Genomic DNA, 23,931 nt, shown 5'->3' on the forward strand with positions numbered 1-23,931 from the left:
TTACAAATTCACTTTACCCTGAGGGTATCTTAAATGCTTTACCTTATCTTGCCTGAAAACAGAAAGGAAAAAAGCAAATACCCCTATCCTTCCGCTTATCATCATTATAATAATAATAATTTTACTCACATCGCTAAATTTCGCACATAAAGAAAGTGTGCCACCATCTCCCACAGAAAGCCCCACGGTAGCAAAGGCTGAAGAGGTTTCAAAAAACAAAGCAATAAATTTAAAATCCGTCTCAAGCAAAGAAAGAGAAATAGCCGCCACAACGATATAAACAGCCGAGCCAACGCTAATAATAAAAGCTCTACTAATGGTTTCTTGTGGAATTTCATAGCCAAACATTCTCACGCGCCCATTTCTCAAAGTCCAGTAAGCATAAAGTAAAAGCACCATCACGGTCGTTACTTTCATACCTCCAGCCGTTCCTCCGGGCGCACCACCTATCACCATAAATAAAGAGCCAAAAAACAAACTCGCATCTTTAAAGCCCGCAATGTCTAGGGTATTAAAACCCGAAGTGCGGTAATTTACAGCCGCAAAATAAGAAGCTAAAATTTTATCAAAAAAAGAAAAGTCGCCTATGGTTTTAGTATTATAATACTCAAAAATAAAAGTGATAAGGGTAGAAAAAATAATAAAAAATATCGTCGCAAAAACGACAATTTTCGTATGCAAACTAAGACTTTGCAAACGCTTTTTTTGAAAAAAATAAAGCTCAATCACCACAAAATACCCAAGTCCGCCGATAATCACAAGGGAAGTGATGAGAAGATTGATAGTAATATCGTGTTTATACTCTAGCAAGCCATTTTCAAAAAGGATAAAACCTGAATTATTAAAAGCGCTTACCGCGTGGAAAAAACCAAACCATAAAGCCTTAGTAAAACTCATCTCTAAAGCAAAACGCAGGGTAAAAAGTATAGTCCCTATCAACTCTATGATAAAGATAAAAAGCAAAACTTTTTTAAAAAATTTAAAAATCCCCTCCATTGAAGGGTAAAGAAAGGACTCTTTAAGTAAATTTCTACCGCTAAAACCGACTTTTTTGCGTATGAGTATATAAACAAAAAGCCCTATACCCATATAGCCCAAACCGCCTATTTGCACGAGTGCTAAGATGATAATTTGCCCCCAAAGTGTAAAGTCCGCAGCCGTGTTTTTCACAACAAGTCCCGTCATACTTACAGCGGAAGTGCTAGTAAAAAAAGCATCTATAAAAGATATGGGCTTAGTGTGAGCCCAGTCAAAAGACAAAAGCACAGCACCCAAAAAAGCGATGATAACATAACCCGCAAGAAAAATTTTAAAGGTGCGTCTATCTAGTCCAAATTGTTTCAAAAATCCTCTTTTCAAGTTAAAAACTTTAATTCTATCTTATCAAAACTTTAAAAAATATAAAACAAATTTAGGAATTTTAAACTTATATTAAAGTTAAAAAGATAGAATTACATTTTTATATTTTGCGTGGTTGGATAGCTCAGTCGGTAGAGCAGCAGACTGAAAATCTGCGTGTCGGCAGTTCGATTCTGCCTCTAACCACCATCTTATTAGCTTTCTATTAAAATTTTATCAACAAAAATTAAAGTTTGAATAATTCGCAATGGTCTATCTTAAATTGAAGCATTTTCGCACTTTCTCTACCTCCATCACCGCCTTTTCTTTGCATAGTAACTTTGCCTATTTTAAGGCTTCCCTGCGGAGAAAATTTAACAATATCACTTCATTAAAGGGCTTTAAACTCTAATTTTTCCCTTTCCCAAACGCCCCATTTTTCTAAATCATAGCTTTTTTCTATGAGATAAAAATTTAAGCCATTTTCACCGCACTGCTTCACACTAACTAGCTCAAAAATATAATCTAACTCTTTATTAATGTAAGCCTCTTCAGCGATTTCTTTTAACTCGTTTAAGGATTTTCCTAACATTAGCTTTCTATGCTCCTCTTCGCTTATATCCTCCCATAAAACGCCATAACCCACCAAAAACTCCGCATAATAAATTCTTAAATTCTCCAAAGCCTCACTTAAATCACCAAACAACTTAATTTCTTGCAAAATTTCATCACTTCTATTTTCGCCCATATATTTTAAAAGCACACCATACATTACACTAATCCTTGATAAGATATTTGCACACTTTTATTTTGTTTAAAATCAAAATGTTTTAAAGGATTGAAAAATAAACTTTCTTTCGGCATTTCTTTTAAATTTCTTACAACAAACAAACAATAATTTTCCTTAAATTTATCTGCCATTTCATACTCTTTTTGCGTGAGTAAAAACTGCCCCTTATCTTCACTAAGTCCCTTAACCTCTACGCAAATTTGCTTATGATTTAAATCAAGCTTAAAATCAAAACCGCAACCAAATTCTCCAACATCAAGCACATTAAAATTTACAAAATGCTTTTTAAAATTTTGTAAAAAATACTGCTCCGCAGCCTTACCTGTGGCCACTCTTTTGATAAAACTTGTCTCTAATTTAAAATCTAAAAATTCACTCACTTGTAATTTTGCTTCATAATTTTCAATTAAAAAGCTAGAGATTAAATTTTTAAAAGATTCAAATTCTATATCTTTATATTTTTCAAAAATGATTTTTGTATAAGTTCTAAGTTCTCTTTTGTGCCAACCCTTTCTAGCATTATCAAAATAAGGGTCAAATTCATCTCTATAATTTTTAATATTACTAGGCTTACCTTGCAAAGAAAGCCCTAAGATGTTAAAGGCTTCTATAAAGCTGGAAAAGCCTAGAGCCTTGTAAGCTAAGGTATCAAATTTAGAAAGAAACAAACCACAAAGGATAAGCTTATCTCTATTTTTTACAGCGATTTTAGGCATAGCTTTCCTTACACAATAAAAATAGACTTTCCAAGCTAAGACGCCCACCGCCAATGCCGCTACAAAAATCTATGAAAGTCATTTTTTACCCTTAAAATAACAATTATAACGCAAAATGAAATAAAGCAAAGATAAACCTAAGGCTAGATATTCAAAAATGTAAGGCACTTTTGCGGATAAAAAATAATGATAACTTGCTATCACAAGGCATAAATAGCCAAGTTTTCTTACTTTTTCAAGCTTTTTAAAACGCTTAAACGAACTTAAAAACATTAAAAAAATGATGATAAAAGCCACAAAACCACTTCCCTCAAAAACCCTTGTACTAATGTCTTCATAAAGTTTTACGACGCTTAAATTCTTAGAAAAAACAAAATACACCAAAAAATGCAAAAAAACCCAAATTCCCCCAAAAAGTCCTAATAATTTTGGATAGGTTTTTGTGTATTTAAATTTGAAAAGAGAAAAAATAATGCTTAAGTGCAAAAACAAAAGTGCGAAAATGCCCGTATAAAAATAAAGCTCTAAAATTAAATCAAAACCAAAAAAAATATTATAAACGATAAAAGAAACAGAAAAAATAAAACTGAAAATAAAAGCACAAAAAGCCAAATTCTTATAAAATTTAGCCTTTAAACACATCAAAAATTCACTTTCAAATCCATACCATCATACAAATGAGCAACTTCTTTTTCATAGCCATTAAACAAAAGTGTAGGCTTAGTGAAAAACTCGCCCAAAGCCCTCTCATCTGCTTGAGACCATCTAGGGTGGGAGACTTTAGGATTGACATTAGCATAAAAGCCATATTCATCAGGTGCATAAGCTTGCCAAGTGCTTATAGGCTGCTCTTTCACAAATTCGATTTTAACGATGGACTTGATGCTTTTAAAGCCATATTTCCAAGGAACAACAAGGCGTATAGGAGCGCCATTTTGTGCTAAAAGTGGCTTTTTATACATACCTACGGCTAAAATGCTTAGAGGATTCATCGCCTCATCTAGTCTTAAAGCTTCGACATAAGGGTATTTAAGACTTGGAAAAAGAGCGTTTTGGTCAGGAAAACGCTGCTTATCTAAAAGCGTGGTAAATTTGACAAATCTCGCCTCACTTGTAGGCTTGACCTTTTCTATCAAATGCCTTAATTCAAAGCCCACCCAAGGAACAACCATAGACCAAGTTTCCACACAACGAAAACGATAAATTCTCTCCTCCAAAGGAAATGCTAAAAAATCTTGCATATTTAGCTTTAAAGGCTGCTCCACCTCCCCACTTATCGTAACCTCCCAATCCTTAGTTGTGAAATTTTTAGCACACTCTACGGCTTCTTTTTTATTAACAGAAAACTCGTAAAAATTCACATAAGTTGTAGCGAGTTTTTCATCGCTTAATTTTAAATCTTTAGCACTCTCATCAGTCTTAAAATCAAGCTCCAAAAGCTTCGCTTCAACCAACGCTGGACTTAGCAAAGCTCCAACGCCAAGTTTAAGAAATTCTCTTCTTTTTTTATATAAATTTTCTGGGGTTATCATCACCGTCCTTACAAATTTGCAAGAATTTTTTCGCACACTTCTTTGGGATTTAAAGCCTCGTAAATAGGACGCCCAACAACTATAAAATCGCTCTTATTCTCTTTTGCACTCTTCAAATTTGCCACTCTTTTTTGGTCATTTGCCTCTTCTTTAAAAGGACGGATGGCAGGAGTTAGAGTTAAGAAATTCTCACTTGTATTTTGCTTAATCAAAAGACTTTCAAAAACAGAACAAACCATACCATCAAGCCCACTTTCATAAGCTAATTTTGAAAAATTAACAACAGCTTCTTCTAAATTTTGTCTATAAACACTATAAAATTCCTCTTCATCAAAGCTCGTTAGTGCCGACACACCAAGCACCAAAGGGCGTTTTGAGGCTTTATCTAATCTTTGCATAACACTTTGCATAGCCTTTTTTCCAGCACTTGCGTGAAGATTTATCATATCAACGCCAAGTTTAGCACACTCCTCACACGCATCCGCCATAGTGTTTGGAATGTCATAAATTTTTAAATCCAAAAAAATAGGCTGTAGGCTAATTTTTCTTACTTCCTCTATAAATTTAAAACCATCTCTTATATAAGTCCTAAGCCCTATTTTAAGCCATATATCAAGCCCTTTTAACTCTTTTATAAGCTCTAAACACTTCTCTTTACTTTCCAAGTCCAAAGCCACACAAAGCTTCATTTTTCAGCCTTTTGCATACCATCTAAAACACCATTGATAAGCTTAGGGGCGTTTTCATTTGCTAGCTCTTTTGCAAGCTCCACAGCTTCATTTATCACAATAGCCGCTAAAGTGTCAGTATATAAAAGCTCAAAAGCCCCAAGCCTTAAAATCGCCCTTTCAATGTGTCCTATTTGGTGAATTTTATTTTCGTTTAAAAAGATATCAATGCGTTCATCTAAACTTTCTAAATGCTCCAAAACTCCATTATACAAGCTTAATGTAAAATTTTTTGCTTCGTTACGAATCTTTTTTTCATTTAAAAATTCATCAACAAAATTCTCATTTTTACCATTTAACTCTAAAGCATAAAGCAAAGAAATCACACTTTGTCTAACCTGATGTCTGCTTGCCATCTTAAGCCCTTAAAACGCTAGTAAGTCCTAGCATTTCCACTAAACTTACCATAGCTTCAAAGCCTTTATTTCCAGCTTTTGAGCCTGCTCTTTCTATGGCTTGTTCTAAATTATCTGTCGTTAAAACGCCAAAGCTTACAGGCACATTGTATTTCAAGCTTACATTTGCTATTCCCTTGGTCGTTTCAGCCGAAACATAGTCAAAATGCGGCGTTGAGCCTCTTATCACTGCACCCAAACAACAAATCGCATCAAATTTCTTGCTTTCTATCGCCGTTTTAAGAGCAAAAGGCACTTCAAAAGCACCCGGCACTAGAATAAGGCTTAAATTTTCCTCTTTTCCTCCGTGTCTTAAAAACGCATCTTTTGCACCCTCGACCAAGCGGTCTGTAATGATATGATTAAATCTTGAATTAATAATAGCAATCCTCTCATCACCTTTTAAATTTAGCTTTCCCTCTAAAATTTGCATCATTTATCCTTTTATAGTTTCTTGAATTTTTAAAAGTGTCGCAACACAATCTTTCAAACGCTTTATATCAAGCATATTTGCCCCATCACACAAAGCTTCGCAAGGATTAATGTGCGTCTCAAAGAAAAAGCCATCAACCCCAACAGCCGCCGCAGCCCTTGCCAAAGGCGGGGCAAATTCGCTCTTTCCGCCGCTACTACCCCCAGCAGCCCCTGGCATTTGCACACTATGCGTTGCATCAAAAATCACAGGTGCAAATTCACGCATAATCACCAAAGAACGCATATCAACAACTAAATTCCCATAGCCAAAACTACTCCCCCTCTCTGCCACAAAAACGCCATTTTCTTCTGCCACTTTATAGCCTTGAGATTTGACATTTCGAGTTTCTAGAACTTTTTTAATGCTATATTGTATATCGCTTGGAGTGAGAAACTGCCCTTTTTTAATATTAACTTTTGCAGAAGTTTTTGCCGCTGCGACAAGCAAATCTGTTTGACGACATAAAAAGGCAGGAATTTGAAGCACATCGGCAACCTCGCTTACTCTCTTTGCTTGCCAACTTTCGTGGATATCTGTTAAAATTTGCATACGAAATTTTTCTTTGACTTTTTGCAAAATTTCTAAACCTTTTTCAGGTCCCGGACCACGAAAAGAACTAATGCTTGTGCGATTTGCCTTATCAAAACTTGACTTAAAATAAAAATCGATTTTTTCATTTTCATTAAATTCTTGCAAAGCCTCTGCTACGCTAAAGACAAGCTCTTCGCTTTCTATCACACAAGGACCTGCAATTAAAATCATTTTTTTCATTACTTTTCCTCTACGAATTTGGAGCGATTATAACAAAGAAAATTTAATTATGTGTATTTGAGAGAAAAACCCTCTTAAGAGGGTTTTAAGCTTAAGAAAATTGAGGTTTTATTTGTGCTATCCAAGCGTCAATTCTTGCTTCTGTTTGGTCTTCTTGATTGTCATTATCCAAAGCCAAACCTACAAATTTGCCATCAACAACCGCATCGCTAGATTCAAAAGTATAGCCTTCAGTTGAAACTTCGCCCACTAAATTTGCTCCGGCATTTTTTAAATTTTGTGCTAATTTTCCCATACCACCACAATAAGTATCAGAATAGCTTTCACTATCACCCATTCCAAACACTGCTACAACCTTACCGCTAAGATTTAATGCTGAAAAATCAAAACTATCCCAGTCATCTTGCAAATCGCCACTTCCCCAAGTCGAAGTTCCACAGATAAGCTTATCGTAAGAATTTATCTTTGCCGCATCAACATCTGCTATGTTTAAAACATCGCTAATTCCAAGCTTAGATGCGATGGTATTTGCCGCACTTTCAGTATTTCCCATAGCACTTCCGTAAATTACTGCTACTGACATTTGTTCTCCTTAAAAATTTGTTTAACACGCGTTAATTTTAGCATAGTTTTTCTAAATCACACAAAAAAAGTTTTATTTCTAAATATTTGGGCAAGAAAATTTTTTATCTAATTTAAAAATTTTACAATATTCACAATACACACAACTCACGCTTCTTTTAGCACACACTAAAGGAATTTTGCGTTTTTTAACTTCTGTTTTAATTTTTTTCATTGTATTGTGGTTTAAAAAACTTGTTAGCATAACCACGCATTGCGTATCGCTTGGAATAGGTTTTTTATTAACCCTATTTTCATTTCTAGCATCCCAATGCACTATCTTTTTTGCACCTAAATCGTGTAAAACAGCCCGAATAGGCGTAATTTCATCTGCACCGATAACCAAAACTGACATTGTTCTTCCTTTCTTATTTTGATAATAATTATTATATTATAAAAAGCTAAATAAATTTTGAAATGTATTATCAAAACAGAAAAGAAATTTAAGTTAAAATTTCATAAAAACTTAAACTTGTCGCACCAAATTTTTTTAATTTTACTCTTGTGAAATTTGCGATATTTTCAGGCGTTTTAGCCTTGCTTTGGTGTTCAAAAATTATCCTTTCAACCAAACTTAAATCAAGTCTTGTTAAAAAATGAAAAATTTTATTATAAATCCCCTCAAAGCCCTGTCTCACATCAAAGGGGGGGTCAAAATATAAAATTGTAGGTTCATTAAGCCTTTTTAAAAGCTCGGGCAAAAGCAAAAAAGTATCTGCGTTTAAAATTTCAAGCTCAGCGTTGAGAGATTTAGCATTTTGCGAAGCGATTTTAAAAGCATTTCTATCAAGCTCAATCGCATAAGCCTTTAAAGCATAATTACTTAAAGCCTCAGCAGCCATCAAAGCACTACCCCCAAATGCCTCGATAAAAATTCTCCCTCTTAAATGCTCTCTTAAAACATTAAAAACACAAGCTCTCACTATGCTTTTTGTGCTTCTAGTTTTATCGAGGCTAGGCAAAAGAAATTTTTTGCCCTTAAATTTCCCACTTTCTATTGTCGTATAAAGTTTTAAAGATTTTTTAGGAGTAGAATTTTTGTAATTTTTCAAAAATTCTTTTACGCTAGGAAAGCTCTCATTCATTGACTAAAGCTTTGACAAGTTTATTTTTAAGCTCTAAAATCGCAGCATCAATCTTATTTTGATAGTCTTTTTTAAATTCATTAGCGATATTATCAATCTGTGCCTCAAGCTTTCTTTTTTCCTCTTCGACACGCTTTTGCGTGGCAAGTTGCAAAGCGCAATCAAATTCCTCCAAACTCGCAAGAAGCTTTTCTTTACTAAAAGGAATAGCCAAAAAAGGTGAATTTTTCGCTATGATAAAAAGTGGCTTAGAGCTTGGAATTTTCATATCACTAATGATAAAATCGCAATCTTTTTTCATCACCAAATGTTCTTTTAAAAACAGCTCCAAAGCCCTTTCTAAAAGCAAATCCTTAAATTCTAAAGAAATTTTCATACCAAACTTACCTTTAACGCGTGATTTTTAAGGCTATCGGGCTTAATGTTTTGAGTTAAAAGCTCAAATTCCTTAAAATTTAAAACATAAAAGTCGTTAAAATCCCTCCCACAACTTTGCATTAATTTCTTCGCACAGGTGTCAAAAAGATAAAAATCTTCCTCATTTTCTAGCAATAAAAAATCACACCCACTATCATAAGCGTCTAAAACAATATCCGCCGCCATTTTATAGCTTAATTCCTCGTTTAATTTTAAAAGCGAGTAGGCATTATTTTTATAAGCCTTGTCAAAATTAATAAACCGCGCTTTGAGTCTAGATTTAAGAGAATCTTCTAAGTCAAAATTGTAGCAACCTATATTAAAATTAGAAAAATCACATTTTAAATTCTCTCCAAGCTTCAATTTTTCCCCACCCTCTTTTCTCATAGAAAGTAAATTTTTATCAAACAAATTCAAGTTTAAAATTTCTTGTTGAAGCCAAGTTACAGCACTTTCAAGCTCATCAAAAGGGCTTTTAAGATGATAAAAAATCCCCTTTTTTCTATCGCACAAAATTTTTAAAATCGCCTCTTTTTTGCTAGGGTTTTTCTCTATCATCTTATACGCAAGGTAAAATAAAGCATCGCCCATAAACTCGCTATGAAATTCCAAAAGCTCACTTGCATAATAAAAATGCTCCAAGCCCCCATAAAGCTCTTTGTCTTCCTCATCCGCAAAAGGTGCGAGGAAGGTAAATTTTTCCCAAAAATCACCCTTATCAAAAAGCAAATCCTTATACGCCCTTTTTAAGCTTAAAGGCTCAATCACGAGCTCTAAGCCGTGTTGTTGCAAAAGCTCTTCTAAAGAAGTTGCAAGGGGGACAAAAGAGCCATTGATTTTTACAAAGGTGTTTTCATTTTTATCAAATTCAAAATAAATATCATCATCTTGCACCTGCAAAAGCAAGTCATAAAGGCTTAAAAAATTCTCATAATTATCATAAACATAAGGCTTATAATAACTCTCATAATCTAATTCTTTGTCGAAGCGAAAAATGCGTAATTCTAGGCTTTTCATTTTCTATCCTTTTTTGGAAATTATAATCAATTTTTGCAAAATTTCACTAGAAATTAAAGAAAATTCTATAAAATTTAGCTATGTGTAAGGAAGATTTTATCATCAAGGCTTTTTCAAATAAACTTAACGGAGACGATGGTGCCGTGCTTAAAAAATGGTGCTTGAGTAAGGATTTATTTTTTGAAGATGTGCATTTTAAGCGCTCTTGGCTAAATTTAGAACAAATCGCTACAAAAGCTATGCTTGTCAATATCTCAGACGCCATCGTAATGAATGCCGTGCCAAAATACGCTCTTTTAGGACTTAGCCTCCCAAATTTAAGCAAGAAAGAGATAAAAAAATTACAAAAAGGCTTTTTAAAAACAGCTAAACAATTTAACATCAAAATCATAGGCGGAGATACCATACAAAGCGATAAAATAGGCATTAGCATTACTTTGATTTCTAAGGTGAAAAAGCCCATTTTTCGCACAGGGCTTAAAAAAAATGATTTACTCGCCTTTACGGGAAAACTAGGACAAAGTCTCAAGGGGCTTAAAGCACTCCAAAAAGGCAAAAAGCTTAATAAAAATCATAAATTTATCAAGCCAAAACTTCACCCCAAATTTTTCTATGAAATCGCCCCTAAAATTTCCTGCGCTATGGATATTTCGGACGGACTTAGTAAAGATTTATCGCGTCTTTTAAAATGTAATCATTTAGGCGTTTCTTTACGCAAGAAATTAAGCAAAAAAGAGCTTTACAGCGGAGAAGAATACGAAATTTTATTTGGCTTTCCTAAGAAAAATAAAAAAGCCATCAAAAAAATCGCCAAAAAATATAAAATCAAGCTTAATATTTTCGGTAAAGCAGTGAAAGGAAAGTATGAATTCAGCGGAAGAGAACATCATTTTTAAGCCCTTACGCGTCTTAAGACATAGCCCTATAAATGTGCATTTTAGTAAAAATAGCGAAGATTTTGTTGTGAGAGAAAAACCACTCTATGAATTTAGTGGAGAGGGAGAGCATTTAATCTTGCAAATTTGCAAAAAAGACCTAAGCACGAGCGAGGCTTTAAGAATTTTAAGTGAATTTAGTGGGATTAAGATGCGGGATTTTGGCTATGCTGGACTTAAAGATAAGCAAGGCTACACCTCTCAATACATCTCCCTACCAAAAAAATTCGAAAGCACTTTGACAAATTTTTCGCATCAAAAAATGAAAATTTCGCAAAGCTTCACGCATAACAATAAGCTAAAAATAGGACATTTAAAAGGAAATTCTTTTTTTATTAGGCTTAAAAAGGTGCTTGCAAATGACGCCCTTAAATTAGAACAAGCCCTAGAAAATCTCAATAAAACAGGCTTTGCGAATTATTTTGGCTATCAGCGTTTTGGTAAATTTGGGGATAATTATAAAGAGGGGCTTGAAATTTTACGCGGTAAAAAAATGAAAAATGTTAAAATGAAAGATTTTTTAATCTCCGCTTTTCAAAGCGAGCTTTTTAACCGCTACCTTAGCAAAAGAGTGGAAATTTCGCATTTTGCAAAGGAATTTAGCATAAAAGAACTTAGTGAAATTTACAAAATTTCCAAAGAAGAAGCAAAAAATATCAAAACACAAAAACAATTTTTCAAGCTTTTAAATAATGAAGTTTTAGGGCATTATCCTTTTGGAAAATGTTTTTTATGTGAAAATTTAGAAAAAGAACTTGAAAGATTTACGGCAAGAGATATTAGCGCTATGGGGCTTTTGGTAGGAGCTAAGGCGTATAGATGTGGGGAAGGATTTGCTAAAAATTTGGAGCAAGAAATTTTTAAAGAGGGTTTGAAATTTGAAGATAAAATGCAAGGTTCAAGGCGTTTTTTATGGGGGTATTTGAAAGATTTAAGCTATAACTACGACGCACAAAAAGCCCATTTTAGTTTTGAATTTTTCCTAGAAAAAGGCTCTTATGCGACGGTGATTTTAGAGGAACTTTTGCAAAATTTAGAAGAAAAAACTAATTTTTTTTAAAAAAAAGTCGATATTAGAATTACCCCACGATAAAGGAGCAAAAATGCAAGTGAATACCTACGCAAATGTCGCTAGCATCACACAATCAGTTAGCAATAAAAAGGCAGACACAAAGGCGGAGTCTAAAGTAGAAACTAGCACTCAGGATATCAATTTGCAAAGTGCGAATTTAAAAGATGAGGAAACTTTAGATAAGTTAAATTCTCTCGGTGGAAAAGGCTTGACGCAACTTTATTTTATGGAGTTTGCACAGCAAAGTATGAATGCCATTTTTGGCAATACTAACGCACAAGCTGGCTTGGCAGATATGTTTAATGGCGGAGGCTTGGCAGGCTCTATCCTCTCTAAGATAGATTTTGCTGGACTTGGCTATACAGGCAAAAATCCCCTTGCGATGAATCAAGATGAGCTTAAAGAGCTTGTTGGAGAGAATGGATTTTTCGGTGTTGCAAATACGGCAAATCGTATTGCAGATTTTGTAATACAAGGCGCTGGAGATAATCTCGAAAAGCTTCAAAAGGGCTTTGAAGGGATGAAAAGAGGCTTTGAAGAGGCAAGTAATATGTGGGGCGGAAAACTTCCTCAAATCAGCCAAGACACCATTAACCAAGCCATAGAAAAGGTAAGTAAGCGTATCGATGAACTCGGTGGCAAAACGCTAAATCTTGAAGCTTGAGAGTGAATTCTAAGGCACAGATTTTTGTGCCTTTCTTCTTATAACCCTTTTCAAATTTCGGTATTTTCACACTTAGAAAACTACAAATCATATAAATTTTAAACTTGGAACACTTCTTGCTTTATCCCTTTCGAGCAATATTTTGAAAGGATTTAAAATGGGTTTTAGAATAAACACAAATATCGGTGCGTTAAACGCTCACGCAAATTCAACGGTTAATGCTAACCAGCTTGACAAGTCTCTATCAAGACTAAGTTCTGGTCTTAGAATTAACTCAGCAGCAGATGATGCTTCAGGGATGGCGATAGCAGATTCTTTGCGTTCTCAAGCAGCTACTTTAGGGCAGGCTATCAACAATGGTAACGATGCCATAGGTATCTTACAAACAGCGGATAAAGCAATGGACGAGCAGCTTAAAATCTTAGATACAATTAAGACTAAAGCAACTCAAGCAGCACAAGATGGACAAAGCACTAAGACAAGAAATATGCTTCAAGCTGACATCAACCGCTTAATGGAAGAGCTTGACAACATCGCTAATACAACTTCTTTCAACGGAAAGCAGTTATTAAGTGGTGGTTTCATCAACCAAGAATTCCAAATCGGCTCTCAATCAAACCAAACCGTAAAAGCAACCATTGGACCAACTCAATCAAGTAAAATCGGTCTTACAAGATTTGAAACAGGCGCTCAAATTATCCAAAGTAGCGAAGTGGAAATGGTTATTAAAAATTACAATGGCTTAGAAGATTTCAAATTTCCTAAAATCAAAATTTCAACTTCAGTAGGAACAGGAATCGGTGCTTTGGCAGAGGAAATTAATAGGGTCGCAGATAAAACAGGTGTAAGAGCTAGCTTTAATGTCCAAACTACAGGCGGAAGACCTGTTATGGCTGGAACAACTGATGAAAATTTCGCAATTAATGGCGTAATTATCGGTAAAATTGCTTACGAAAACAATGATGCAAACGGCGCTCTCATCGCTTCTATCAACGCTGTAAAAGACACAACAGGCGTTCAAGCAGCTTTGGATGAAAATGGCAAATTACTTCTTACTTCAACAGATGGTCGTGGGATTAAAATCACAGGGGCTATCGGTGCTGGGGCTGGTATCGCTAAAAATATGGAAGAAAATTATGGTCGTTTATCACTCATTAAAAACGATGGTAGAGACATCGCTATCGAGGGAACTGGCTTTGGCTTTGATAATGACAAACTTGTTTCTCAAGCTTCTGTATCTTTAAGAGAGACTAAGGGACAAATTTCTAAAGACTTAGCTGAGGCTATGGGCTTTAACTCTGTGGATAGACTAGGAAGTATTCAAATTGGTGTTTCTGCTTTATCTGTTTTAGAGGGAACAGGTATGAGTACAATTACGACTTTAGTCAATGGAGCTGGTAGTGGTTTCTCTCAATGGGTTACAAGTAAAATCTCAAATGTGGGACAAATGGTAGATATAGGACCAGGACTTGGACAGCTTTCTACTATGTCTTTCTCTGCTGTGGGTCTTAGTGGGCTTTCAAAACTGACTTTCTCAAGTGTTTATACTGTGGGAATTAATGCACTTTCAACGGTCAATGGAGACTTGCTAGTTGGTTCAGCTCAGGCGGGTGGTTTAAGTGCAGCGCTTAGTATGCTTGGCGTTGTGAGAGAAACAAAGAGAAATGATAATATAGGACAAGTCCAAACCGCAGGTGTAACCACCCTAAAAGGTGCTATGGCGGTGATGGATGTCGTTGAAACTGCGACCATTAACCTCGACCAAATTCGTGCGGACATCGGTTCTGTGCAAAACCAGCTTCAAGTTACGATAAATAATATCACCGTAACTCAGGTGAATGTAAAAGCTGCCGAATCAACTATCCGTGATGTGGATTTCGCGGCTGAGAGTGCGAATTTCTCAAAATATAACATTCTAGCTCAAAGTGGTTCTTATGCGATGAGTCAGGCTAACCAAGTGCAACAAAATGTTCTAAAACTACTACAATAATCCTAATGGGTGCAAAAAGCACCCATTAAACATTTGCCCCGCTGCTTAACTCCCACATCGGTAAAAATATCCCCAAAGCTAAAAATAAAACCAAAATTCCCACCAACAAAGTCATCAAAGGCTCTAAAAAATGCAAGAATTTATCTAACAAATCTTCTTGTTTTTCTTCATAAAAATGTGCTATCTTGGCACTTAAATTATCCAACGAAGCACTTTTCATCGCACTATGAAGCAAAGAAATGACAAGCTCATCAAAAATCCCTGCCTTTTTAAAAGCCAAAGAAAGCTCTAAGCCCTGCTCTAAAGAAAGATGAATTTGTCTAAATTTCTCTTTTAAAAATTGATTTTCTACGCTAGAACTTGCCAACTCAAAAGCGTGAGAAAGTGCATTACCACTTTGCAAAAGTAAAGAAAAAATCATAAAAAAATAATAATTTTGATTATAAAGTATAAAACGCGAAAAAAATGGAAGCTTTAAAAGCATAAAATCCACCAAAAAAGCAAATTTTTCACTCTTTTTATACGCCAAAACGAAAACGCTTAAAAACCCCACAAAACCAAAAATCAAGGGCAAATAATACGCACTTAAAAACATATAAAAACTCAGTAATACCTGAGTGATAAAAGGCAAATTTGCTCCCAAACTTTCAAAAAGTTCTAAAAATTCAGGCACAACAAAAAACATCAAAAATAAAAACGCCCCAAAAAGTGCCACAAAAACCATACAAGGATAATGAATCGCCTTTTTAAAACGCTTTTTATTTAAAATAAGCTTTTCTCTAAGCTCTGCGATTTGAGAAAAAATGAGAGCTAAATTTCCCGTTTTTTCACCCATTTTAATCAAACTCAACTCACTCAAATTTAAATTTAAAGATAAATTGCTAAATGCTTGACTTAAATTCTGCCCAGAATTTAAATTCGCACTTAATTCCCCCAGCACACCCCTTAGGCTCTTTACTGAACTTTCACCCATCAAATTTAAAGCTTCTTTCACGCTCAAACCTGCATTAAGCAAAAGGGCAAATTCCTTAAAAAACGCACAAAAAAGCATATCGTTTATCTTGACCTTGCTTTGTTTTTTTAATTCTTTAAGGCTTAAAATTTGTAAATTCTGCTTTAAAGCCATTGCCTGGGCGGTGTTAAGATTTTTCGCTTTTAGAATTTTTCTTAATTTTTGTTGATTTTTAAGATAATAAAGCTCATAAGTTTTCACCCAACCACCCTCATAAGCTCATCAATGCTAATAATCCCAAGCCTCGCTTTTTCAAGTCCTAGCTCAAACATACTTAAAAAGCCTCTTGTTTTTGCGTGGTTTAAAAGCTCATTTTTACTTGCATTTTTACGCACTAATTCTTTTAAGCCCTCATCAAGCTCCAAACACTCGCTAATTAATTCCCTACCCAAAAAGCCGCTAAAATGGCAATTCTCGCACCCCTTAGCTTCATAAAACTCGCCTTTAAATTCATCATTTCTCACACTTTTAATTTTACAATGCGGACAAAGCTTTCTTACAAGGCGTTGGGCAATGATGAGATTAAGCGAAGAGGCGATTAAATAAGGCTTTGCTTTCATATCAAGCAAACGCTCTATGGTAGAAAGCGCGTCATTTGTATGTAAAGTGCTAAGGATTAAATGTCCCGTTTGTGCGCCTTTAAGGGCTATATCAAGGCTTTCTTCATCGCGGATTTCCCCCACCATAATCACATCAGGATCCTGCCTTAAAATCGCTCTTAAGGCATTACTAAAATCAAGTCCCGCCTTAGAATTAAGCGCGATTTGCTGAATTTGAGGCATTTTATACTCTATGGGTTCTTCTGCGGTAATGATTTTCTTCTCCACACAGGCAAGACTTTTTAAACAAGCATATAAAGTCGTGCTTTTACCGCTACCAGTGGGACCGGTTAGTAGTATCATACCAAAAGGCTTTTTGATATTTTTCTGCACTAAAGTTAAATTTTCTTTAGAAAAATGCAAGTTTTCAAGACTTAAAAGCTTCAAATCCTGCTTTAATATCCTAAGCACCACACTTTCGCCCTTTTGCAAAGGTAAGGTTGAAATACGAAAATCATACTCCACACCCTCAAAGCTCTTATTAAAACTTCCATCTTGTGCTTTTCTACTCTCAGCAACATTTAAGTGCGCCAAAAGCTTAATGTGAAAAACTAGGGCTTGATAAAGCTGCTCCTCTAAAGTGCAAAAAAGGCGTAAAATTCCATCCACACGAAAGCGTATTAAAGCCTCATTTTCCAAGCTTTCTATATGCACATCGCTTGCATTTAGCTTTAATGCTTCTTGCAAGATAAACTCAAATAGCAAGCTCACGCTACTTTGCCCGTCCTCTTTCAAATTCGCATTTAATTCTTGCTTTAAATTGGTGCTTAATTCTTTTAATCTTTGCTTGATATAAAGCTTGTTTAAGTTTTGATTTAACTGATAAACATCACAAAGCGCATTTTTGATAAATTTGGAGCGAAAAAGATGCTCTATCTTACTTAAAAGCTCTAAATTTAGAGGTTTAGCAGAAAGGATAAAAATGCTTTCTGCATCTTTTTGTAGGGGGAGAATTTGATTTTGCCAAAGCAAAGAAAAGGCAAACAAATCGCATAAATTCTCATCTATCTCCTCAAATTCTACAAATTCCAAGCCTAAATGCTGTGCCAAAGCCCTTAAAAATTCCTCGCTCCTTACACCCAAATTTGAAAAAAGCACATTTAAATCAAGCCCATCTTTTAAATAAAGCTCAAACAAAAAACGCCTCAAAGCTTCATCTTTAAAGCCCTCTTGCACCTCTTCATTAAAACCTAAATTCTTTAAAAATTCCATTATCTTATCTCGTAAAGCTCATATACTCTTTTTGCCTCAGCAACTTCCCCTAAGGCTTCCTTAGCCCTAGCAAATAAAAGCAGACTTTGTTTAGAATTTGCGTCCATTTCATTTGCTTTTAAGGACCAAAAAATCGACTTTTTATAATCCTTTGCATTAAGGTAAAGCTCTGCTAATTTTAAGGCTTTTTCAAGGCTAGGATTTTGATAAAAAGACTTTTTTAAATTTGGCAAATTTAAAACATTTGAAGTGATGATAAATTTTTGTGGAGGGTTTTGCAAAAGCTCTAATTCCTCTTTTAAGCTCTCTTTTTCTTTTTCAAGTTTTTGGTTGCTTAATTTTTGTTTTTCTTGTAAGATTTTTGCTTGACTTATCTTAGTTTCCAAAACCTTTTTTTCAGCACTTACCTTTAAAGAAAGTGCCTTTTTTTCTTGCCATTTTTCCCAAATGAAAAAACCAAATATTAATAAAAAAATTCCAACAAAAAATGCCAAAATCCTTTTAAGCCACAACTTTTTTAAATATTTTTTGTAAGCCTTTTCTAGCTCATAAACCCTCTCTTGCATACCTAACCCAACAAATGATTTTCTAAAGCGCTTAGCTTTAAAGTGTAAAAACGCTCTTTATTTAAAAAGGCGTGAAGCTCTTTAAAACTCTTTAAAATTTTATCGACATTTCTTAAATTACTCTTGCAAATCTTAAAAATAAAATTGAGTTCTTTTTCGCTCAAATTTACATTGTGCTTTTCTTTTGCATAGTGCAAAAGCTCCGCTTTTTTCAAGCTTTTTAATTCAAATTCTGCTAAAATTCTGCTTTTAAAATGCTCTTTTGTGAGAATTTTTAGCTTTTTGTGTGAGCTTAAAACTATTAATAACTCATCACTATAAAGGCGTAAAATTTCAAACAAGCCCTCATCATACAAACCCACCTCATCAAATAAAAGTATGGAATTTTCACACTTTAAAGGCTTTAAAAAATTTTTTAACTGCTCTTTATCTTTAAAAATTTCTGTAATTTTTAAAGCATTTTCCTCTCTTGCAAAACGCTCCAAAATCGCACTTTTACCACTACCGCTTTTTCCATATAAAAAAATCAATCCCCTTTTTTGAGTGCTAAATTCCTCCAATCTTTTTAAAATTCTATCCTGACTTTCTATGCTAATAAATTCACTCATAATGCTTAAACCCTAAATCCTTAAGACTTAAAACACCCATTTGTTTATCCACTATGCTAGGCGTGATGATGAAAACGATTTCGGTGCTATTTGAACTTGACTCATCGCCACTAAATAAAAGCCCAAGCAGTGGAATTTTAGAAAGAAAGCTTACTTCACTCCCTTCTTTGATTTGATTATGTGAGATGAGTCCGCCTAAAATTAGCGTTTGGTTATTTTCCATAGAAACAACGGTGGAAAGCTTTTTTTGTATGGTATCTGGGGCTATGGTGCGGGGACTGCTTTGCCTTTGATTGTCTTGAGGATATTTAAAATCGCTTAGGCTTGGATTAATACGAAGCATAATTTTATTATCATCTGAAATTTCGGGCAAAATACTTAATAAAATTCCCACAAAAATAGAATAATTGCTAAAACTCTCACTCACAGTTGTGCCATTTTCTGTGCCTTTGGAGCTTTCTTTTACTTGGTAATTAATCGTATCGCCTACTGAAATGATGGCTTGTTGGTTATTTAAAGCCATAAGCTTTGGACTTGAAAGCACTTGCGTTTTGCCATTTTGAGAAAGAAAATTTAACACGGCACTAAAATTAAGATTTGCCCTTAAACCCAAATTTTTCACAAAACCTTGTCCGCTTTGAAGCTGGATGAAAGAGCCTTGCCCATTTTGCGTTGTGCTAGCAAAATCGACATTGAAATTTTGCCAATTTATCCCACTTGAATGATTTTCATTTAAACTCACCGCAATGATGCTCACATCGATAATCACTTGCTTTTTAAGTCTATTTTCAAGTCTATTAATATACTCTCCCACTTTTTTAAGCTGGATAGGTGTGCCTGTAACGATGATAATTCCAGCATTTGCATTGATAATCGGCGCTTTAGTCTCACCATAAGCATTAAGTAGGGTTGTGATTTCTTTTTCTATATTTTGCCAAAAATCAAATTTTTCCATACTTTTAATCATATTATCATCATTTTCATCGCTTAAATCAGCCTCATTTTGTCTTGGCTTAGAATCCACAGAAGCCTTGATAATGCTTTGTCCCTCGCGTATAGATGTGATGTAGCTCAACTTAAAAATTTGAGTTGAAATTCCCCAAATGCTTAAAATTTTTCCATCAAATTCATAGTTTAAATTATTTTCTTTCAGCAAAAGTTTAAAAAGCTCTTCTAGGGTCATTTGATGAATATATAAACTTTTTTGCATTTTAGTCAGCTCATTTTTAGCAAATTCATCTTTTACAACAATACTAAAGGTGCAATAACTCGCAAGTTCATCAAGTGCTTCCTCTATACTTAAACTTTCTTTTATATTAATATCAAAAAGTCTTTTTTGACAATCAAAACCATAAAGAAAACTCAAGCAAAAAACAAATTCAATTAATACTAATCTTAGCATTTTGTCTAAACTCTAAAGTAATATTTTGTTCATCATACTCAAACACAACGCTTCTTGCCTCGATACGCCTTAAAATTGCATTATAGATAATGTCATTTTCCTTATACCATTTATCATTAATTTTAACTTTTTGCGGAAAAATGGCTTGAATTTCTAGCTTCACCATTTGTTCTAAAGTGGGATTTGAAAAAGGATTTTGCAAATTTAAAAGTTCATCTTGTATATCTTGTGCGTGTAAGCTAAACCCTAACAAACACGCACAAAAAACCCCTCTCACTCGCCTTGCTTTTCATCACTATAATCAGCCATAGCGATGCGTTTGAGCTGTCTATAACGGCGTTGCGCGTCTTTTTTATTACGCTCAAAAAGCTCATTTGCGTGGTCTGGATTTGCTTTTTTTAAAGAATTATAACGCACTTCATTCATCAAAAACTGCTCATAAAGCTCCCAATCAGGCTCTTTGCTAACCATAGTTAAAGGATTCTTTCCTTGCTCTTCAAGGCGTGGGTCAAAAGTATAAAGAGGCCAATAACCACACTTAGTCGCTAACTCGCCTTGCTCTCCAGAATAACCAAGCCCACCCTTAATACCGTGTGCTATACAAGGAGAATAAGCTATCACTAAAGATGGTCCATCATAAGCCTCAGCAGCTTTTAAAACCTTGATGAGATGACTATAATTTGCACTTGAATTAACTTGTGCTACAAAAATATAACCATAAGTCATAGCAATTTGCCCTAAGTCTTTCTTTTGGATAGGCTTACCCGCCGCGGCAAACTGCGCTACAGCCCCGGTGCGTGAAGATTTAGAGCTTTGTCCGCCTGTATTAGAATACACCTCCGTATCCATTACTAAAATATTAACATTCTCTCCACTCGCTAAAACATGGTCAAGCCCACCATAACCTATATCATAAGCCCAGCCATCTCCGCCAAAAATCCAATGCGACTTTTTCATCAAAAAGCTTTTTAAATTTAAAATATCTCTAACGCCTTTAATATCTTTGTGTTGCTCTAAAAGAGGAAGCATTTTATCGCGGATTTGAAGCGATTCTTCGCCTTTATCTTTATTTGCAATCCACTCTTTAAACAAAGCACTTAAAGCATTTGGAACTACATTTATGTTTTCAGTCATAATGTTTTCTATACGATGCCTTGTATTTTCAGTCGCAATCTTCATACCCAAACCAAATTCAGCATTATCTTCAAACAAAGAATTAGCCCAAGCAGGTCCGTGTCCATTTTTCACGCTTTTTCTATATGGCGTAGAAGGCGCAGAACCCCCATAAATCGAACTACAACCAGTCGCGTTTGCAATAATCATCCTTTCGCCAAAAAGTCTTGTAATAAGAGTAATATAAGGCGTCTCTCCACAGCCCGGACACGCTCCGTGAAATTCAAATAAAGGCTGTGCAAACTGCGCTCCCTTTACACTCTCTTTACTTAAAATATTATCTTTATACTCGATTTGCTTAAATAAATAATCTGCATTTTCTTGCTCACCAAAATCCATTTCCTCTTGTAAAGGCACCATAACTAAAGATTTTTCTTTAGTAGGACACTCATGCACACAAAGCTCGCAGCCCGTGCAATCAAGCGGAGAAACTTGAATTTTAAAGCTTAATTTCTCACCCTTAGTTCCTTTAGCGTCTAAAGCGTGTTCTTTTACGCCTCTTGGGGCTTTTGCCATCTCTTCATCATTAATCAAAAATGGACGAATTACCGCGTGAGGACACACAGAAGCGCATTGATTACACTGGATACAATTTGACTCTATCCAACGCGGCACCATAACACCAACACCTCTTTTTTCAAATTCAGTCGTGCCGTGTTCAAAACTTCCATCTTCATAACCCAAAAACGCTGAAACAGGTAAATCATCCCCCTTAGCCGCATTCATAGGCTTAACGATTTTTTCTACAAATTCTGTCCCTTTGTAAGCATTAGTTTCTTCTTTTCCTTTGATTTCTAAATTTTTCCACTCAGGCTTTACTTCAACTCGCACAAGCCCATCAGCACCCATATCTATGGCTTTATAATTCATCTCAACGATAGCATCGCCTTTTTTACTATAAGACTTATAGGCAAGTTCTTTCATAAATTTTTGCGCATCTTCATAAGGTATGATGTTGGCAAGTTTAAAGAAAGCAGATTGCATAATGGTATTAGTGCGATTTCCAAGCCCTATATCACGCGCAAGTTTAGTAGCATTGATGATATAAAAATTCACTTCCTTTTCCGCTAAAGTCTTTTTAACAAAATCGGGCAATTGCCTTATAGTCTCTTCAGCATTCCAAATGCTATTTAATAAAAAAGTTCCACCTTTACGAATTCCAGCTAAAACATCATAAATTTCTAAATAAGCCGCCACAGAACAAGCGATAAAATGCGGTGTAGAAACAAGGTAAGTTGAGCGGATAGGCTTTTTAGAAAATCTTAAATGCGACCTTGTGTAACCACCTGATTTTTTAGAGTCGTAAGCGAAATAAGCTTGTGCGTAAAAATCAGTTTTATCACCGATAATTTTAATCGAATTTTTATTTGCCCCAACAGTTCCATCAGCTCCAAGCCCATAAAATAAACACTCAATGGTGCTTTCATCACCAAGTGCGAGTTTTTCACCCGTTTTTAAAGAAGTGTGGGTTACATCATCGTTAATCCCAACTGTGAAACCGTCCTTTGGATTATCAAGTTTAAGATTTTCAAAGACGGCTAACATTTGAGCAGGGTCGACATCTTTTGAGGAAAGTCCGTATCTTCCGCCCACTATAATAGGAGCGTTTTCTCTGCCATAAAAAGCAGATTTCACATCGATATAAAGTGGCTCACCTAAGCTTCCCAGCTCTTTTGTTCTATCTAAAACTGCGATTTTCTTTACAGATTTTGGCATTACATCAAAGAAATATTTAAGGCTAAAAGGACGATAGAGATAGACCTTAAAAACCCCAACTTTCTCACCCTTAGAATTGAGATAATCAACAACCTCTTCCAAAGTCTGCGTAACCGAACCCATAGCAATCACAATGCGTTCAGGCTCTTGATGTCCATAGTATGTAAAAGGTTTATATTCCCTACCTGTGATTTTAGAAATTTCTTGCATATATTCATTTACTACATCAGGCAAAGCATCATAAAAACGATTTGTCAATTCTCTCGTTTGAAAATAAATATCATCATTTTGTGCCGTGCCTCTTGTTTTAGGATTTTCAGGATTTAAAGATGAATTTCTAAAGGCTAAAACCGCCTCCCTATCAAGTAAGCGGTCAAAATGTGCATAATCCATCACCTCAACTTTTTGAATTTCGTGGCTTGTCCTAAAACCATCAAAAAAATGTAAAAACGGCACACGCCCCTTAATCGCCGCCAAATGCGCAACACCTGCTAAATCCATAGTTTCTTGCACAGAATGTGAGCAAAGCATAGCAAAACCAATTTGCCTTGCAGCATAAATATCTTGATGGTCCCCAAAAATAGAAAGGGCTTGAGACGCTAAAGAACGCGCCGCAACATGGATAACACAAGGAAGAAGCTGCCCTGCGATTTTATACATATTAGGAATTTTAAGTAACAAACCTTGAGAAGCCGTGTAAGTTGTCGTTAAAGCTCCAGTTTGCAGTGAGCCATGCACAGAACCAGCCGCTCCAGCCTCACTTTGCATCTCAACTAACTTCACAGGCATACCAAATAAATTTTTCTTTCCAGCAGCCGCCCACATATCAGTATAATCAGCCATAGGAGAACTTGGAGTAATAGGATAAATTCCAGCAACCTCAGTAAAAGCATACGCCGCATAAGCTGCAGCTTCGTTGCCGTCCATAGTTTTCATTATTTTACTCATTTAACTCTCCTTATCTACTCTTTTTTCAACTATACTATAATTTTATTAATATTATGAAAAGTCCGCTTAAAATTCGGCTAATTAGGAGAAAAATTTACTCATTTATTTGAATTTTGTAAGAATAAAAAAGCCCAAGCTAAACGCCTGGG

26 protein-coding genes, 1 tRNA gene and 1 pseudogene are annotated in these 23,931 nt (G+C 35.1%); 5 read left to right on the forward strand and 23 right to left on the reverse strand.

Features of this window, described 5'->3' with window-relative positions; genetic code table 11:
* Window positions 1-1,344 carry a TrkH family potassium uptake protein gene (locus CHELV3228_RS08490; RefSeq protein ID WP_082200572.1) on the reverse strand — a complete coding sequence of 448 codons (1,344 nt, stop codon included), beginning with the start codon at window positions 1,342-1,344 and terminating at the stop codon, window positions 1-3.
* A gap of 128 nt (window positions 1,345-1,472) precedes the next feature.
* On the opposite strand from CHELV3228_RS08490, the gene CHELV3228_RS08495 reads away from it, so the two are divergent.
* Window positions 1,473-1,548, forward strand: a tRNA-Phe gene (locus CHELV3228_RS08495).
* A gap of 37 nt (window positions 1,549-1,585) precedes the next feature.
* On the opposite strand, the pseudogene CHELV3228_RS08500 reads toward CHELV3228_RS08495, so the two are convergent.
* The 15 genes and pseudogenes from CHELV3228_RS08500 to CHELV3228_RS08565 form a co-directional block, all read right to left on the reverse strand.
* Window positions 1,586-1,717: pseudogene (locus CHELV3228_RS08500) on the reverse strand (PDDEXK family nuclease); the annotation flags it as partial.
* A gap of 12 nt (window positions 1,718-1,729) precedes the next feature.
* Window positions 1,730-2,110 (reverse strand): hypothetical protein, encoded by a 381-nt coding sequence (locus CHELV3228_RS08505; protein ID WP_082200573.1) that lies wholly within the window; start codon window positions 2,108-2,110, stop codon window positions 1,730-1,732.
* Window positions 2,110-2,844, reverse strand: a complete 735-nt coding sequence (locus CHELV3228_RS08510) for a protein NO VEIN domain-containing protein (protein WP_082200574.1) — start codon at window positions 2,842-2,844, stop codon at window positions 2,110-2,112. The genes CHELV3228_RS08505 and CHELV3228_RS08510 overlap by 1 nt, the downstream gene beginning before the upstream one ends.
* On the reverse strand, window positions 2,837-2,926 hold the full coding sequence (locus CHELV3228_RS10645) for a DNA cytosine methyltransferase (RefSeq protein WP_139018537.1): 90 nt from the start codon (window positions 2,924-2,926) through the stop codon (window positions 2,837-2,839). The genes CHELV3228_RS08510 and CHELV3228_RS10645 overlap by 8 nt, the downstream gene beginning before the upstream one ends.
* Window positions 2,923-3,486 carry a ferric reductase gene (locus CHELV3228_RS08515; RefSeq protein ID WP_082200575.1) on the reverse strand — a complete coding sequence of 188 codons (564 nt, stop codon included), beginning with the start codon at window positions 3,484-3,486 and terminating at the stop codon, window positions 2,923-2,925. Before CHELV3228_RS08515 ends, CHELV3228_RS10645 begins: the two co-directional genes overlap by 4 nt.
* A complete protein-coding gene (gene msrP, locus CHELV3228_RS08520) occupies window positions 3,486-4,379 on the reverse strand; it encodes a protein-methionine-sulfoxide reductase catalytic subunit MsrP (protein WP_082200576.1) in 894 nt (297 codons plus the stop codon). The genes CHELV3228_RS08515 and msrP overlap by 1 nt, the downstream gene beginning before the upstream one ends.
* Window positions 4,380-4,384: 5 nt before the next feature.
* Window positions 4,385-5,065: an orotidine-5'-phosphate decarboxylase gene (gene pyrF, locus CHELV3228_RS08525; protein ID WP_082200577.1), complete on the reverse strand. Its 681-nt coding sequence runs from the start codon at window positions 5,063-5,065 to the stop codon at window positions 4,385-4,387.
* A complete protein-coding gene (nusB, locus tag CHELV3228_RS08530; RefSeq protein ID WP_082200578.1) occupies window positions 5,062-5,460 on the reverse strand; it encodes a transcription antitermination factor NusB in 399 nt (132 codons plus the stop codon). The genes pyrF and nusB overlap by 4 nt, the downstream gene beginning before the upstream one ends.
* Window position 5,461: 1 nt before the next feature.
* Window positions 5,462-5,932 (reverse strand): 6,7-dimethyl-8-ribityllumazine synthase, encoded by a 471-nt coding sequence (gene ribH / locus CHELV3228_RS08535; protein WP_082200579.1) that lies wholly within the window; start codon window positions 5,930-5,932, stop codon window positions 5,462-5,464.
* Between the two features lie 3 nt (window positions 5,933-5,935).
* Window positions 5,936-6,745, reverse strand: a complete 810-nt coding sequence (gene kdsA / locus CHELV3228_RS08540; RefSeq protein WP_082200580.1) for a 3-deoxy-8-phosphooctulonate synthase — start codon at window positions 6,743-6,745, stop codon at window positions 5,936-5,938.
* Window positions 6,746-6,836: 91 nt separating this feature from the next.
* Window positions 6,837-7,328: a flavodoxin FldA gene (gene fldA, locus CHELV3228_RS08545; RefSeq protein ID WP_082200581.1), complete on the reverse strand. Its 492-nt coding sequence runs from the start codon at window positions 7,326-7,328 to the stop codon at window positions 6,837-6,839.
* Between the two features lie 78 nt (window positions 7,329-7,406).
* Entirely contained in the window at window positions 7,407-7,721 is a 315-nt protein-coding gene (locus tag CHELV3228_RS08550) for a DUF2325 domain-containing protein (protein WP_082200582.1), read from the reverse strand.
* Between the two features lie 88 nt (window positions 7,722-7,809).
* Complete coding sequence (rsmD, locus tag CHELV3228_RS08555) at window positions 7,810-8,451, reverse strand: 16S rRNA (guanine(966)-N(2))-methyltransferase RsmD (protein ID WP_082200583.1); 642 nt, start codon at window positions 8,449-8,451, stop codon at window positions 7,810-7,812.
* A complete protein-coding gene (locus CHELV3228_RS08560; protein WP_082200584.1) occupies window positions 8,444-8,827 on the reverse strand; it encodes an ornithine carbamoyltransferase in 384 nt (127 codons plus the stop codon). The genes rsmD and CHELV3228_RS08560 overlap by 8 nt, the downstream gene beginning before the upstream one ends.
* On the reverse strand, window positions 8,824-9,885 hold the full coding sequence (locus CHELV3228_RS08565; protein WP_082200585.1) for an HdrB C-terminal domain-containing protein: 1,062 nt from the start codon (window positions 9,883-9,885) through the stop codon (window positions 8,824-8,826). Before CHELV3228_RS08565 ends, CHELV3228_RS08560 begins: the two co-directional genes overlap by 4 nt.
* Before the next feature lie 80 nt (window positions 9,886-9,965).
* Between CHELV3228_RS08565 and CHELV3228_RS08570 the strand changes: the two genes are divergently transcribed.
* From CHELV3228_RS08570 to CHELV3228_RS08585, 4 genes are all read left to right on the forward strand, one after another.
* A complete protein-coding gene (locus CHELV3228_RS08570; protein WP_082200586.1) occupies window positions 9,966-10,781 on the forward strand; it encodes a thiamine-phosphate kinase in 816 nt (271 codons plus the stop codon).
* On the forward strand, window positions 10,750-11,880 hold the full coding sequence (gene truD, locus CHELV3228_RS08575) for a tRNA pseudouridine(13) synthase TruD (RefSeq protein WP_082200587.1): 1,131 nt from the start codon (window positions 10,750-10,752) through the stop codon (window positions 11,878-11,880). Before CHELV3228_RS08570 ends, truD begins: the two co-directional genes overlap by 32 nt.
* A gap of 43 nt (window positions 11,881-11,923) precedes the next feature.
* Window positions 11,924-12,556, forward strand: a complete 633-nt coding sequence (locus CHELV3228_RS08580) for a hypothetical protein (RefSeq protein ID WP_082200588.1) — start codon at window positions 11,924-11,926, stop codon at window positions 12,554-12,556.
* A gap of 157 nt (window positions 12,557-12,713) precedes the next feature.
* Window positions 12,714-14,546 (forward strand): flagellin, encoded by a 1,833-nt coding sequence (locus CHELV3228_RS08585; protein WP_082200589.1) that lies wholly within the window; start codon window positions 12,714-12,716, stop codon window positions 14,544-14,546.
* A gap of 25 nt (window positions 14,547-14,571) precedes the next feature.
* On the opposite strand, the gene CHELV3228_RS08590 is transcribed toward CHELV3228_RS08585, so the two are convergent.
* The 7 genes from CHELV3228_RS08590 to nifJ are packed head-to-tail and all read right to left on the reverse strand — an operon-like array spanning window position 14,572 to window position 23,782.
* Window positions 14,572-15,759, reverse strand: a complete 1,188-nt coding sequence (locus CHELV3228_RS08590; protein ID WP_082200590.1) for a type II secretion system F family protein — start codon at window positions 15,757-15,759, stop codon at window positions 14,572-14,574.
* Window positions 15,756-17,372: a GspE/PulE family protein gene (locus tag CHELV3228_RS08595; protein ID WP_082200591.1), complete on the reverse strand. Its 1,617-nt coding sequence runs from the start codon at window positions 17,370-17,372 to the stop codon at window positions 15,756-15,758. The genes CHELV3228_RS08590 and CHELV3228_RS08595 overlap by 4 nt, the downstream gene beginning before the upstream one ends.
* On the reverse strand, window positions 17,369-17,935 hold the full coding sequence (locus CHELV3228_RS08600; protein ID WP_082200592.1) for a transformation system protein: 567 nt from the start codon (window positions 17,933-17,935) through the stop codon (window positions 17,369-17,371). Before CHELV3228_RS08600 ends, CHELV3228_RS08595 begins: the two co-directional genes overlap by 4 nt.
* A 2-nt stretch (window positions 17,936-17,937) precedes the next feature.
* A complete protein-coding gene (locus CHELV3228_RS08605; RefSeq protein ID WP_082200593.1) occupies window positions 17,938-18,543 on the reverse strand; it encodes a P-loop NTPase family protein in 606 nt (201 codons plus the stop codon).
* Complete coding sequence (mshL, locus tag CHELV3228_RS08610) at window positions 18,536-19,945, reverse strand: pilus (MSHA type) biogenesis protein MshL (RefSeq protein ID WP_082200594.1); 1,410 nt, start codon at window positions 19,943-19,945, stop codon at window positions 18,536-18,538. The genes CHELV3228_RS08605 and mshL overlap by 8 nt, the downstream gene beginning before the upstream one ends.
* Window positions 19,923-20,222: a transformation system protein gene (locus CHELV3228_RS08615; protein WP_082200595.1), complete on the reverse strand. Its 300-nt coding sequence runs from the start codon at window positions 20,220-20,222 to the stop codon at window positions 19,923-19,925. Before CHELV3228_RS08615 ends, mshL begins: the two co-directional genes overlap by 23 nt.
* Window positions 20,219-23,782 carry a pyruvate:ferredoxin (flavodoxin) oxidoreductase gene (nifJ, locus tag CHELV3228_RS08620; protein WP_082200596.1) on the reverse strand — a complete coding sequence of 1,188 codons (3,564 nt, stop codon included), beginning with the start codon at window positions 23,780-23,782 and terminating at the stop codon, window positions 20,219-20,221. The genes CHELV3228_RS08615 and nifJ overlap by 4 nt, the downstream gene beginning before the upstream one ends.
* Window positions 23,783-23,931: the final 149 nt, after the last annotated feature.

The organism is Campylobacter helveticus, from assembly GCF_002080395.1.
Lineage (GTDB): Bacteria > Campylobacterota > Campylobacteria > Campylobacterales > Campylobacteraceae > Campylobacter_D > Campylobacter_D helveticus.

Coding starts and splice junctions, on each gene's coding strand:
- nifJ (WP_082200596.1), bottom strand. CDS start 23,782: ATGAGTAAAATAATGAAAACTATGGACGGCAACGAAGCTGCAGCTTAT.
- CHELV3228_RS08605 (WP_082200593.1), bottom strand. CDS start 18,543: ATGAGTGAATTTATTAGCATAGAAAGTCAGGATAGAATTTTAAAAAGA.
- CHELV3228_RS08585 (WP_082200589.1), top strand. CDS start 12,714: ATGGGTTTTAGAATAAACACAAATATCGGTGCGTTAAACGCTCACGCA.
- CHELV3228_RS10645 (WP_139018537.1), bottom strand. CDS start 2,926: ATGACTTTCATAGATTTTTGTAGCGGCATTGGCGGTGGGCGTCTTAGC.
- rsmD (WP_082200583.1), bottom strand. CDS start 8,451: ATGAATGAGAGCTTTCCTAGCGTAAAAGAATTTTTGAAAAATTACAAA.
- kdsA (WP_082200580.1), bottom strand. CDS start 6,745: ATGAAAAAAATGATTTTAATTGCAGGTCCTTGTGTGATAGAAAGCGAA.
- CHELV3228_RS08510 (WP_082200574.1), bottom strand. CDS start 2,844: ATGCCTAAAATCGCTGTAAAAAATAGAGATAAGCTTATCCTTTGTGGT.
- CHELV3228_RS08550 (WP_082200582.1), bottom strand. CDS start 7,721: ATGTCAGTTTTGGTTATCGGTGCAGATGAAATTACGCCTATTCGGGCT.
- CHELV3228_RS08600 (WP_082200592.1), bottom strand. CDS start 17,935: ATGCAAGAGAGGGTTTATGAGCTAGAAAAGGCTTACAAAAAATATTTA.
- CHELV3228_RS08565 (WP_082200585.1), bottom strand. CDS start 9,885: ATGAAAAGCCTAGAATTACGCATTTTTCGCTTCGACAAAGAATTAGAT.
- CHELV3228_RS08580 (WP_082200588.1), top strand. CDS start 11,924: ATGCAAGTGAATACCTACGCAAATGTCGCTAGCATCACACAATCAGTT.
- CHELV3228_RS08560 (WP_082200584.1), bottom strand. CDS start 8,827: ATGAAAATTTCTTTAGAATTTAAGGATTTGCTTTTAGAAAGGGCTTTG.
- CHELV3228_RS08570 (WP_082200586.1), top strand. CDS start 9,966: ATGTGTAAGGAAGATTTTATCATCAAGGCTTTTTCAAATAAACTTAAC.
- fldA (WP_082200581.1), bottom strand. CDS start 7,328: ATGTCAGTAGCAGTAATTTACGGAAGTGCTATGGGAAATACTGAAAGT.
- CHELV3228_RS08505 (WP_082200573.1), bottom strand. CDS start 2,110: ATGTATGGTGTGCTTTTAAAATATATGGGCGAAAATAGAAGTGATGAA.
- CHELV3228_RS08515 (WP_082200575.1), bottom strand. CDS start 3,486: ATGTGTTTAAAGGCTAAATTTTATAAGAATTTGGCTTTTTGTGCTTTT.
- truD (WP_082200587.1), top strand. CDS start 10,750: ATGAATTCAGCGGAAGAGAACATCATTTTTAAGCCCTTACGCGTCTTA.
- nusB (WP_082200578.1), bottom strand. CDS start 5,460: ATGGCAAGCAGACATCAGGTTAGACAAAGTGTGATTTCTTTGCTTTAT.
- pyrF (WP_082200577.1), bottom strand. CDS start 5,065: ATGAAGCTTTGTGTGGCTTTGGACTTGGAAAGTAAAGAGAAGTGTTTA.
- ribH (WP_082200579.1), bottom strand. CDS start 5,932: ATGCAAATTTTAGAGGGAAAGCTAAATTTAAAAGGTGATGAGAGGATT.
- mshL (WP_082200594.1), bottom strand. CDS start 19,945: ATGCTAAGATTAGTATTAATTGAATTTGTTTTTTGCTTGAGTTTTCTT.